The sequence below is a fragment of the Kocuria subflava genome (genome assembly GCF_012163155.1).
Taxonomy (GTDB): domain Bacteria; phylum Actinomycetota; class Actinomycetes; order Actinomycetales; family Micrococcaceae; genus Kocuria; species Kocuria subflava.
On the sequence record NZ_JAAVUN010000009.1, the window covers coordinates 93,043 to 105,473 of the forward strand.

General features: G+C 64.3%; 6 protein-coding genes and 1 pseudogene. 6 read left to right on the top strand and 1 reads right to left on the bottom strand.

Annotated features, from left to right (window positions below):
- Positions 1-173 precede the first annotated feature (173 nt).
- The 6 genes from glmS (at position 174) to treZ (ending at position 11,040) form a co-directional block, all read left to right on the top strand.
- A complete protein-coding gene (glmS, locus tag GTW58_RS06365) occupies positions 174-2,048 on the top strand; it encodes a glutamine--fructose-6-phosphate transaminase (isomerizing) (RefSeq protein WP_119933512.1) in 1,875 nt (624 codons plus the stop codon).
- 95 nt (positions 2,049-2,143) lie between these two features.
- Positions 2,144-2,536, top strand: coding sequence for a holo-ACP synthase (locus tag GTW58_RS06370; protein WP_119933513.1), 393 nt, complete (start codon positions 2,144-2,146; stop codon positions 2,534-2,536).
- Positions 2,533-4,164 (top strand): NAD(P)H-hydrate epimerase, encoded by a 1,632-nt coding sequence (locus tag GTW58_RS06375; RefSeq protein ID WP_119933514.1) that lies wholly within the window; start codon positions 2,533-2,535, stop codon positions 4,162-4,164. Before GTW58_RS06370 ends, GTW58_RS06375 begins: the two co-directional genes overlap by 4 nt.
- 102 nt (positions 4,165-4,266) lie before the next feature.
- On the top strand, positions 4,267-6,462 hold the full coding sequence (glgX, locus tag GTW58_RS06380) for a glycogen debranching protein GlgX (RefSeq protein WP_047690724.1): 2,196 nt from the start codon (positions 4,267-4,269) through the stop codon (positions 6,460-6,462).
- An 89-nt stretch (positions 6,463-6,551) separates the two neighbouring features.
- On the top strand, positions 6,552-9,020 hold the full coding sequence (treY, locus tag GTW58_RS06385; protein ID WP_047690722.1) for a malto-oligosyltrehalose synthase: 2,469 nt from the start codon (positions 6,552-6,554) through the stop codon (positions 9,018-9,020).
- 79 nt (positions 9,021-9,099) lie between these two features.
- Positions 9,100-11,040 carry a malto-oligosyltrehalose trehalohydrolase gene (gene treZ / locus GTW58_RS06390; protein ID WP_119933515.1) on the top strand — a complete coding sequence of 647 codons (1,941 nt, stop codon included), beginning with the start codon at positions 9,100-9,102 and terminating at the stop codon, positions 11,038-11,040.
- 84 nt (positions 11,041-11,124) lie between these two features.
- Here treZ and GTW58_RS06395 read toward each other — a convergent pair.
- A pseudogene (locus GTW58_RS06395) lies at positions 11,125-12,360 on the bottom strand (ISL3 family transposase); the annotation flags it as partial.
- Between the last annotated feature and the right edge of the window lie 71 nt (positions 12,361-12,431).

Below are 12,431 nucleotides of genomic sequence, written 5' to 3' on the forward strand. Positions count from 1 at the left end.
GGCCTCAGATCAGCAGTTCTGACCCCACGAAACCCCCGGCTCCTGTGTGGAGCCGGGGGTTTCCTTTTCTTGAAGCGAACTACTTCCGCACCCGTTGGCGGCGTGACCGGTATGACTCCTCGGTGGCGCAGCTCAGCCGGTTTTCGCTGACCCCGGTGGGTTAGGCTGAGCGCATGTGTGGAATCGTTGGATATGTGGGTCTGCCCGAGACGCCGGACCGTGAACTTTATGCCCTGGACTATGTGCTGGAAGGCCTGCGCCGACTGGAATACCGCGGGTACGACTCCGCCGGTGTGGCCGTGGTGGCAGACGGCAAGGTCGATTACCGCAAAAAGGCGGGCAAGGTCTCCAGCCTGGACGTGGAACTGGAAGTCAGCCCGCTGCCGAACGCAGTCCTGGGCATCGGCCACACCCGTTGGGCAACCCACGGTGGACCCACGGACTCCAACGCTCACCCGCACGTGGTGGACAACGGCCGGCTTGCCGTGGTGCACAACGGCATCATCGAGAACTTCGCTGAGCTCAAGAACGAGCTGAGCGCCAAGGGCTACTCGTTCGTCTCCGAAACTGACACTGAAGTGGCCGCCACTCTGCTGGGGGACTTCTACAACAAGGAGGCCGGCCGGGACCTCAGCCGTGCCATGCAGCTGGCCGCACAGCGGTTGGCAGGTGCTTTCACCCTTCTGGCCGTTCATGCCGATCACGCCGACCGAATTGTGGCCGCCCGCTACAACTCCCCGTTGGTGATCGGCCTGGGCCAGGGCGAGAACTTCCTGGGTTCGGACGTCTCCGGGTTCATCCAGCACACCAAGAGTGCTGTGGAGATGGATAACAACCAGATTGTCACCATCACGGCCACGGATTACTCCATCACCGACTTTGAAGGCAACCCGGTTGAGGGCAAGCCCTTTGATGTCACCTGGGATGCAGCCGCAGCCGAAAAGGGTGGATTCAACTCCTTCATGGAGAAGGAGATCCACGACCAGCCCTCCGCCGTCCACGACACCCTCCTGGGCCGCCTGGATGAAACCGGCCAGCTGACCCTGGATGAATTGCGCATTGACGAGTCCCTGCTGCGTTCGGTGGACAAGATTGTGGTGATCGCCTGCGGCACCGCCGCCTACGCCGGTCACGTTGCCCGCTACGCCATCGAACACTGGTGCCGCATCCCCACCGAGGTGGAGCTGGCCCACGAGTTCCGCTACCGGGATCCGATCGTCAACGAGAAGACCCTGGTGGTTGCCCTCTCCCAGTCCGGCGAGACCATGGACACCCTCATGGCCATCCGTCACGCCCGGGAACAGGGTGCCAAGGTGATTGCCATCTGCAACACCAACGGCTCCTCCATCCCGCGTGAGTCCGACGCCAATCTCTACACCCACGCCGGTCCGGAGATTGCCGTGGCCTCCACCAAGGCCTTCCTGGCGCAGATCACCGCGGCCTACCTACTGGGTCTCTACCTGGCTCAGCTGCGCGGCAACATGTTCTCCGATGAGATCGGTGAGGTCCTGCGCGAGCTGCAGGCCATGCCGGAGAAGATCCAGACCGTGATCGACGGTGCTGATGCCATCAAGGCCATGGGCACGGAGATGGGCAACACGGAATCCGTGCTGTTCCTGGGCCGTCACGTGGGCTTCCCGGTGGCTCTGGAAGGTGCACTGAAGCTCAAGGAGATCGCCTACATCCACGCTGAAGGCTTTGCCGCAGGCGAGCTCAAGCACGGTCCGATCGCTCTGATCGAACCGGGCCAGAAGGTGATCGTGGTGGTTCCCTCCCCACGTGGCCGCAACTCGTTGCACTCCAAGGTGGTCTCCAACATCCAGGAGATCCGCGCTCGCGGTGCCGAGACCATTGTGATTGCTGAAGACGGTGACACCGCTGTTGAGGCCTACGCCAACCACATCATCCGCATCCCGCAGTCGCCCACGCTGCTGCAGCCCTTGCTGGCCACCGTTCCGCTGCAGATCTTTGCCTGCGCCATGGCGGAGGCAAAGGGATACGACGTCGACCAGCCCCGTAACCTGGCCAAGTCCGTCACGGTGGAGTGACTTTTCGCTTCCACTGATTCCTGTGTCCGGCAGGGGATCAGGTGAGCTCATGACCATGCGGTCGGGGTGTCTGACTCAGGCAGTACCCTGGCCGCATGATCATTGGTACCGGAATTGACGTGGTGGACATCCAACGGTTTGAACGCCAGTTGGAGCGCACACCCCGGTTGATCGAGCGGCTGTTCGTGCCGTCCGAACGTGAGCTCCCGGTGCAGTCCTTGGCCGCGCGATTTGCTGCCAAGGAGGCCACTGCCAAGGCCTTGAAGGCACCTCCGGGCATGATCTGGCAGCACTGCTGGATTGAGAAGACCGAGTGGGGTGCCCCGGTGCTGCGCATGGAAGGCACGGTGGCTGCGGAGGCGGCCAAACAAGGCATTGACCGTTGGCATCTGTCCATGTCTCACGACGGCGGTATGGCCATGGCTTACGTCGTGGCCGAAGGCTTTCCGGTGGACGCTTTGCCTGATGCACAGGGGGAGTCTGCATGATTGCCGCCTGGACCGGTCAGCAGATCAGAGATGCTGAACGCCCATTCTTGGAGGACGGTGACGGCCCCGCGCTCATGGGCCGGGCCGCACACGCCTTGGCGCTGGAATGTGTGAGGGTGCTTCGCGCAGGTGTCGGTGTGATGGGCGCCCGCGTGGTGGCACTGGTGGGGACCGGCAACAACGGCGGGGATGCCCTGTGGGCGGCAGCCCATTTACGACGCCGCGGCACCACCGTTCACGTGATCACCACCGGTGATGCGCTCCATCCTCAGGGCGGGCAAGCAGCACGGGCAGCAGGTGCCCGGTTTGACTCCTTGAACCACCTGGGGGTTGCTGAGGCAGCCCAGTTGTGCCGGGAAGCAGACCTGGTCCTGGACGCAGTGCTGGGCACGGGGGCCCGCGGTGGGTTACGCGGGGAGTTCCAGGAGCTGGTGTCGGATCTTCTGGATCTCCGTGCGTCAGCGCCAGCGGGGCAAGGACCTACGGTGGTGGCGGTCGACGTCGTTTCTGGCGTGGAAGCGGACACGGCACATGCACCGGGCACGGTGCTGAATGCCGATCACACGGTGACTTTCGGCGGGGCCAAAGTGGCTCACGTGGTGCCGCCCGGCTCGCAGCTCAGCGGCCACGTCACGGTGGTGCCCATCGGGATCGAGGACGTCTTGCCCGCGCCCCAGGTGGTGCAGATCGAGCCGGAAGACATTCAGGCGTTTTGGCCACGGCCGGTGGCAGGTGACCACAAGTACACGCGCGGAGTCCTGGGTGTGGTGGCGGGCAGCCGCCAGTATCCGGGGGCGGCACTGTTGTGCACCCGTTCCGCTGTGGCAGCCGGTGTGGGCATGGTGCGCTATCTGGGGGATGCGGAAACGTGCACGTTGGTCACGTTGACCTCACCGGAGGTCGTTTCCAGCGGGGATGATCCGGGGGACGTTCACGTCCAGGCCTGGGTGGCCGGCCCCGGGGCTGTGGACCAGGAACAGAGTGCACGCATCCGTGCCGTCCTGGAACAGGATGAACCGGCGGTTCTGGACGCCGGTGCTTTTGAACCGGTGGGTCAGCTGCTGGGGGATCGTTCGTTGGGGCCCCGCCACATCCTCACACCGCATGCGGGTGAGCTGGAGCAACTGCTCACGTGGTGCCAGGCCTGGGGGCGGACCGAGTCCGCACCAACTCGTGGGCAGATCGAGGCGGCCCCTTTGACCTGGGTCCGGGAGGCAGCGCGTGCCACCGGAGCTACCGTGCTGCTCAAGGGTGCTGTCACAGTGGTGGCCGCACCCGGTGCAGGCCCGGTGTTCACGGTTTCGCACGGAAGTTCGTGGTTGTCCACGGCGGGATCGGGTGACTGCCTGGCCGGAATCGTGGGCACACTTCTTGCACACGTACAGGGCCGCCCGGAGGGCTTTCAGGCCGCAGTCCAGGCGTGGGTGACTGCCAGTCCGCTGCCTGATGGTGCGCGTGGGCAGCTGCTGGAGCAGCTGCAGCCCGAGAACCTCTGGGCCCTGGTGGCCGCGGTGGGAGCGGGCCTGCACGCCTCGGCCTCTGTGGTGGCCGGTCATGGACCGCAACCGTGTCTGCCGGAGCACATCAGGGCGGTTCTGACCCGCGACGTGACTTTTCCCTCGGCATAACTCAGGGTGCTTAGGACTGGAGGCTGAGTGGGGCTAGTAAGCTCGAACCCGTGTGGTCTGTACTGGGCCATGCCCACACCCGCCTGACAGGAGAACTGATTCGTGACCGAAGTATGGCCTGGTAACCCGTACCCCCTGGGTGCAACCTACGACGGCGCCGGAACCAACTTTGCCTTGTTCAGCGAGGTCGCAGATCGCGTGGAGTTGTGCTTGTTCGACGAGGACGAGAACGAAACTCGCATTGAACTGACCGCCGTTGACGGCTACGTGTGGCACTGCTTCCTCCCCGAGGTCCAGCCCGGTCAGCGCTACGGGTACCGAGTGCACGGTCCCTGGGACCCGGCCAACGGACACCGCTGCAACCCCGCCAAGCTTCTGCTGGACCCCTACGCCAAGGCCGTTGACGGCTTTGTCCGCGAGTGGGGCCAGCCGCTGTTCTCCTACAACTTTGGCGACGAGGACTCCTTCAACCAGGAGGACTCGGCCGAGCTGATGATGAAGGGCGTGGTCATCAATCCGTACTTCGACTGGGAAGGCGACCGTTCTCCCGGGCGTCAGTACCACAAGTCCGTGATCTACGAGGCCCACGTCAAGGGTCTGACCAAGCTGCACCCTGAGGTCCCGGAGAACATGCAGGGCACCTACGCCGGTGTGGCTCACCCCGCGGTGATCTCCCACCTGAAGAAGCTGGGTATCACGGCTATTGAACTGATGCCCGTGCACGAGTTCGTGCAGGATTCCACGTTGTTGGAAAAGGACCTGCGCAACTACTGGGGTTACAACACCATCAGCTTCTTTGCCCCGCACCACGACTACAGCTCCTCCACCACGCTGGGTGGCCAGGTCCAGGAGTTCAAGGCCATGGTGCGTGCCCTGCACCGTGCGGACATCGAGGTCATCCTGGACGTGGTCTACAACCACACGGCTGAGGGCAACCACATGGGCCCCACGCTGTCCATGAGGGGGATCGACAACAATGCCTACTACCGTCTGGTGGAGGACGATCCCAAGTTCTACATGGACTACACGGGCACCGGTAACTCCTTGAACGTGCGCCACCCGCACTCTCTGCAGCTGATCATGGACTCCCTGCGTTACTGGGTGACGGAAATGCACGTGGACGGCTTCCGCTTTGACTTGGCCTCCACCTTGGCCCGCGAGTTCTACGACGTGGACAAACTCTCCACCTTCTTCGAGCTGGTGCAGCAGGATCCGATCGTCTCCCAGGTCAAGCTGATTGCTGAGCCCTGGGACGTTGGCCCCGGTGGTTACCAGGTGGGCAACTTCCCGCCCCAGTGGACCGAGTGGAACGGTAAGTACCGTGATGTCCTGCGCGATTTCTGGCGCGGTGAGCCCTCCACCCTGGGTGAGTTCGCCTCCCGCATCACGGGTTCTGCTGATCTGTACGAGAACAGCGGCCGCCGCCCGTATGCCTCCATCAACTTTGTGACCGCTCACGACGGTTTCACGTTGCGGGACCTGGTCTCCTACAACGACAAGCACAACGACGCCAACGGCGAGGACAACAACGACGGCGAGTCCCACAACCGCTCCTGGAACTGCGGTGTGGAAGGACCCACGGATGACCCCGAGGTGTTGGCCTGGCGCGCGCGTCAGCAGCGCAACTTCATTGCCACGTTGATGCTCTCCCAGGGCACGCCCATGTTGTTGCACGGCGATGAGCTGGGCCGCAGCCAGGGTGGCAACAACAACACCTACGCCCAGGACAACGAGATCTCTTGGATCAACTGGGACACTGCGGACACTCCGCTCATGGAGTTCACCTCTGCGCTGATCCACCTGCGCCGGGACCACCCCACGTTCCGCCGTGGCCAGTTCTTTGACGGCCGTCCGGTGGAAATGGGGGAGCTGCGTGCAGGGGATCCCATGCCGGACATTGTCTGGTTGGACAAGGACGGCACCCCCATGTCCCCGGGTGACTGGGATGAACCCCTGTCCCGGACACTGGGCATGTGGCTCAACGGTCACGGCATCTCCGGTGTGGACCGCCGGGGACGTCAGATCACGGATGTGGACTTCATCATCTGGTTCAACTCCTCACCAGAGGACGTGGAGGTCACGGTCCCCGCAGCCCCCTACGGCACCAAGTGGGAGGAGGTGCTGGACACCGCCGGTGAGCACGGGGACGGTTCCGTGCTGGAGCACTCGACCGTCTTCACGCTGAAGGCCAAGTCCGTGGTGGTCCTGCGGCAGTGGGAGGAGCCGGAGGAGGAGCCGGACGTGTCCGTGGCCGCCTCCGTGGCTGCTTACTCCGCACAGTCCCAGCCCGACCAGTGATTGTGTGCCGTGTCCGCATTTGCCGTTGGCGCAGGTGCGGACACGGCCATCAGCACCCCTCACAGCATCATTAACAGGAGAGTCCCACCGTGCGTATCCCGGCTTCCACCTATCGCTTGCAGATCACCCAGGACTTTGACCTGGACCAGGCGGCCGAGCAGATCGAGTACCTGCGCAACCTGGGGGTGGATTGGCTGTACCTCTCACCGGTTCTGCAGTCCACGGAGGGTTCCCAGCACGGGTACGACGTTGTGGATCCCACGGTGATCGACCGTGCTCGCGGTGGCCGGGACGCTTTTGATCGCCTGTGCCGGGCTGCGCACCAGGCCGGTATGGGCGTGATTGTGGACGTGGTTCCCAATCACCAGGGTGTGGCCGAACCCCGGCAGAACCCGTGGTGGTGGTCCCTGCTCAAGGAGGGTGCGGGGTCCCCGCATGCGGACGCTTTTGACGTCGACTGGGAGGCCTTTGGCGGCAAACTCATGATCCCTGTGTTGGGAGACGACACCGACGACGACGGCGCCCCGGTGCCCGGTCAGGCTCACCAGGCACTGTCTGATCTGACGGTCCGTGTTGAGGACGGGGAGCCCGTGTTGGCCTATTGGGACAACCTCTACCCGCTGGCCGATGGCACGTACACCCTGGATGAAAGCGGCAACGTGGCCGAGGACGCTTCCGCGGTCCACGAGCGGCAGCACTATCAGCTGGTGAACTGGCGCACTGGGGATGCTGCGCTGAACTACCGGCGCTTCTTCACCGTCACCACGCTGGCCGGGATCCGTGTGGAGGACCCCCAGGTGCTGGAGGAGTCCCACACGGAGATCAAGCGTTGGTTTGGTGACCAGCTGGTGGACGGTCTGCGCATCGACCACCCGGACGGTTTGCGGGATCCGGGCCGTTACCTGAAGGACCTGCAGGGCATCACCGGTGGGGCTTACGTGCTGATCGAAAAGATCTTGGAGCCGGGGGAAAAGCTGCCCCACGAATGGTTGGAAAACGGCTCTACGGCCGGGACCACGGGCTATGACGCACTGGGCACTGTGGATCGGTTGTTGGTTGATCCCGCCGGTGCCTACCCGCTGACCACCCTGGAAGCTGCGCTCCGTCAGGGGTCCACGGCAGACGGTACGCAAGAGGGCAACTGGGCGAGGATGATCCACGGCACCAAGCGCGCGGTGGTGGATGGCGCCCTGCATGCCGAGGTGGAGCGCCTGGCACGGGAGGCGGCCGGGGAGTCGGCGCTGACCGAGTTCAGCCACGATCAGCTGGTGGATGCCCTCAGCGAGATCCTGGCGAACTTTGACGTCTACCGGACCTACCTGCCGGACGGTGTGGAGCATCTGGAGGCCGCATTGCAGAGCGCCATCGCACAGCGGGGCGACCTTGAACCTGTAATTACACAACTGGGCCCGGTGCTGGGGCTCAACGCCTTGGAATCGGAGCTGACTCCGGTGGCCCGGCGCTTCCAGCAGACCTCCGGCATGGTCATGGCCAAGGGCGTGGAGGACGCGGCTTTCTACCGGTTCTCCCGGTTGACCTCGCTGACCGAGGTGGGCGGGGATCCATCGGTTTTTGCCCTGAGCCCGGCGGACGTGCACGCGGAAATGCAGCGCCGCCACCAGGAAGAACCCCTGGCCATGACCACGCTGTCCACTCACGACACCAAGCGTTCCGAATCGGTGCGCGCGCGGATCTCCGTGTTGGCTGAAGCTGCCAATGACTGGGCTTCCACCGTGGCCTACGTTCAGAAACAAGCCGCTGCGGCCGGGGTGGGCCCGCTGGCCGACCGCACCCTGGCCAATCTGGTACTGCAGGCACTGGCCGGGGCCTGGCCGATCGAACGCGAGCGGGCTGTGGACTACGCACTCAAGGCCGCACGGGAAGCACAGACCGCAACAGCGTGGGTAGACGGTTCCGAGGACTTTGAACAAGAGCTGACCCGGTTTGTTGAGGTGGTCCTGGACGAGCCCTCCGTCCGTGGAGCTTTTGAAGGACTGGTCCGCAAGATCGAACACCCGGGATACGTCAACGCCTTGAGCCAGAAGCTGGTGCAGCTGACCATGCCCGGTGTTCCGGATGTGTACCAGGGCAGCGAGCTGTGGGCCCCGGCCCTGGTGGATCCGGACAACCGCCGTCCCGTGGACTACAAGGACTTGGCGCAGCGCCTGGAGGCTGTGGACACGCGGCGCGATGATCCGGGCATTGCCCGCGCCCACTCAGTGCCTGCAGTGGATGACTCCGGGGACGCCAAGTTGCTGGTGACCTCCCGAGCACTGCGCCTACGCCGTGACCATGCGGAGCTGTTCACGGACTACACGCCTGTTGCTGCCGAAGGCCCCGCAGCAGACCACCTGTTCGCCTTCAACCGCGGCGGCGCCATCACCCTGGTCACCAGGCTTCCCCTGGGGCTGGCCCAAGCCGGCGGCTGGGCAGAGACCAGCGTGGAACTGCCTGAGGGCGCTTGGGTGGATGAACTCACCGGAGGCCGATTCGAGGGAACGGTCCAGGTCGCCCAGATCTTGGACCTGCTCCCGGTGGCCTTGCTGCGCCGGGCCTGAGCGGCGTCGTCGTCAACCAATCCCAAAAACCGTCCCGCACTGCGGGAACCGCTGCCAACCTGCGAAAGCTGATTGCACCATGACTGATACCCGCCGCCGGCACCTGGACCGCTTTGATGTGTTCGCCCCGCACGCTGCAGGGGTGACCGTGCGCATTGATGGCCAGGACTTTGCCATGATTCCCGCCACGGAGCTGGAGGACCACCACCCGCGGGGACTGGACCCCAAGCCGCTCTACAGCACCGGTGAACGCGGGCTGCAGGGATGGTGGACGCTGCCGGACTCGGCGGCAGGCCAGGTACCGGAGACCACGGTGCGCTACGGCTACGTGCTGTCCAAGACCAAGGATCCGGGCACCAAGAAGGAACAGAAGATCACCTCTGAGGTGCTGCCGGATCCGCGTTCCCCCCGCCAACCGCAGGGTGTGCACGATCTGTCCTGCACGTTTGATGCCCACGAGTTCCAGTGGAGTGACGGACAGTGGAACGGCAAGCCACTGGAGGGGGCGATCCTCTACGAGCTGCACGTGGGGACGTTCACCCCGGAAGGCACGTTCGAGGCTGCCATCGAGCACCTGGACGAGCTGGTGGAGCTGGGCGTGGACACCATTGAGCTGCTGCCCGTCAACGGTTTCAACGGGCACTACAACTGGGGTTACGACGGCGTGGCCTGGTACACCGTCCAGGAGGAATACGGCGGACCTCTGGGTTACCAGCGCTTTGTGGATGCCTGTCACGCCCGCGGTCTGGCCGTGGTGCAGGACGTGGTCTACAACCACCTGGGCCCCTCCGGGAATTACCTGCCGCAGTTCCTGGAGATCTTCACTGCCGGCAATTCCTCCTGGGGTGAGCAGATCAACCTGGATGCCTGGGGCTCGGACGGGGTGCGGGATCTGATCCTGGACAACGTGCGCATGTGGGTGGAGGACTACCACGTGGATGGTTTCCGCGTGGATGCGGTGCACGCCCTCAAAGACGAGCGGGCCCGGCACATCCTGCAGGAGATGTCCCAAGTGGCGCACCAGACGGCCGCCCGGTTGGGACGCTCCAGTTACCTGATCGCGGAATCGGACATGAACGATCCCCGAATGATCGAACCCGTTGCTGACAACGGTCTGGGCATGGACGCCCAGTGGCTGGATGACTGGCACCACGCCGCTCACTGGGCACTGACCGGTGAGGAGCAGGGCTATTACGAGGACTTTGCCGGGTTGTCCTCCCTGGCCAAGAGCTACCGTGCGGGCTACTACCACGATGGCTCGTTCTCATCCTTCCGGGGCCGCTCACACGGGCACCCGGTGGATGCTGACACCCACAAGCCGTGGCAGTTTGTCAGCTACATCATGAACCATGACCAAGTGGGCAACCGCGCTGCCGGTGACCGCTTCTCCCAGTACCTCTCCACGGACCAGCAGGTGCTTTCGGCAGCCGTGCTGCTGACCCAGCCGTTCACCCCCATGCTGTTCATGGGGGAGGAGTGGGGCGCCTCCACCCCGTGGCCGTTCTTCACCTCCCACCCGGAGCCAGAGCTTGCCGAGGCTGTACGCAAGGGACGGATCGGCGAGTTCGCGCGGATGGGCTGGCAGGAATCGGAGATCGCCGATCCCCAGGACCCGGCCACTTTTGACTCGGCCGTTCTGCAGCGCTCAGAACGCGACGACGACGCCGATCACGCCCGGGTGCACACCGCCTATGGCGAGTTGATCGCGTTGCGCCGCTCCACGCCTGAGCTGACCGAACAGGATTTCCGTTCCATCAGGGCTGTTGCGGATGAGGCCAGCAGAACGCTGGTGCTCTACCGCGGAGAGCTGGGACGGGTGGCCGAAGGGGAGCCTCGTGAGGGGCTGAACGGGGTGGCCGTGGTCTTCAACTTCTCCGATGCGGAAGCCAAGGTTCCTGCCGAAATTTCCACCCAAGCGCAGACTCTCTGGTCCAGCGGTGATGTCCAGCTCTCTGCCGGTGAGTTGGGCGGCGCCGTCGTGAATCTGCCGGCCTATGGAGCCGCGGTGCTGCGCGTGTGACCCAGACGTGGCGACACTGTGCCTGCGTGCCCACGGGGGTACGCAGGCACAGTGCTGTGTGGAGTGGGCGAGTTTTGAGGCTCTTCATGAACGAGGGTGTAGTCGAGGTCTGAAACCGCCGGCTTCGAGCAGACTCCTGTCGATGTAGTGCCTCAGGTTCCGGAACCCAAGCGCGATCCCGCGCAGATGCTCGAGTCGGCCATTGATCGCCTCCGTCGGGCCGTTGCTGGTCCCGGGCCGATCGAAAGAGCCGAGGACGTCAGCGGCTCGTTGCTTGAGCGTACGAGCGAGCTTGCGGACCTCGACCAGCTGCACGGGCACCCCCGCGGAAATCCGGTCGATCGTGTGCTGCAGGAAGAACCTCCCCAGCCCGCGGTCCGTCTCCCGATACGCGGTGATCATGTCCTGATACACACCCCAGGTCGCTTCAACCTCGACATGGCGCTGGTCGGCGAACACCTCCTCGAGTCGCGCATGCTGCTTCTCGGTGAGAAGACCCGCTCCTGTCAGCAGAGTCCGGCGGACCCGGTAGAGCGGATCACCAGTCCTACCCCGACGACCGAACACATCGCGCTGAACACGGCGCCGACAGTTCTCCAGCGCGTCCCCGGTAAGCCGGATCACATGGAATGGATCCATGATCGGAGCAGCGTCGGGAAGCTCTTCGGCGGCGGCGGTCTTGAACCCAGTGAATCCGTCCATCGCAACGACCTCGATCCCGTTCTGCCACTGCTGCGGGCGTGCAGCCAGCCACCGCTTGAAGACTGCTTTGGAGCGGCCTTCGACCATGTCCAGCAGCCGGGCAGGTCCGGCCTTCTCACGCACCGGGGTCAGATCGATGATCACGGTCACGTACTTGTCGCCACGCTTCGTGTGGCGCCACACGTGCTCGTCGACACCGATCGTGGTGACACCGTCGAAGCGGTGGGGGTCATCGATCAGTTGTCGTGTGCCTTCAGCGAGGATCGCGTCGTTCGCGGCCGACCATGACACGGCCAATCCTGCCGCGACGCGGGAGATGGACAGATGGTCCACCACGAGTCCTTCCAGTCCCCATCGCAGACCGCCGCGGGAGATCTTCGCCCGCGGCGGCGCCGCTGCGGTCGTGTCCTGGCGCCACACCCGGCCGCATCCTGAGCACTTGTAACGACGCACGCGGATCAGCAGCGTCGTGGGTCGGTGTCCGAAGGGTTCGTGCGCGAGCCTGCGCACCACCGTGTCCCGTGGCGTCCCCTCACATCCGCAGTGCTGGCACCACTGGTCTGGTTCAACGACTCGGCATTGGAGCATCGCTCGGTCGGGTTCCAGGTGTTGTCCGACTGGGCCGCCCCCTTCATTCGGTCCGGTCGCTCTGTGAGTCGTCGGTTTCGATTTGATGGGTGCACTGCCGA

Excerpts from the sequence above, each read along its gene's own strand:
- glmS (WP_119933512.1), top strand. The coding sequence starts at position 174 with ATGTGTGGAATCGTTGGATATGTGGGTCTGCCCGAGACGCCGGACCGT.
- GTW58_RS06370 (WP_119933513.1), top strand. The coding sequence starts at position 2,144 with ATGATCATTGGTACCGGAATTGACGTGGTGGACATCCAACGGTTTGAA.
- GTW58_RS06375 (WP_119933514.1), top strand. The coding sequence starts at position 2,533 with ATGATTGCCGCCTGGACCGGTCAGCAGATCAGAGATGCTGAACGCCCA.
- treZ (WP_119933515.1), top strand. The coding sequence starts at position 9,100 with ATGACTGATACCCGCCGCCGGCACCTGGACCGCTTTGATGTGTTCGCC.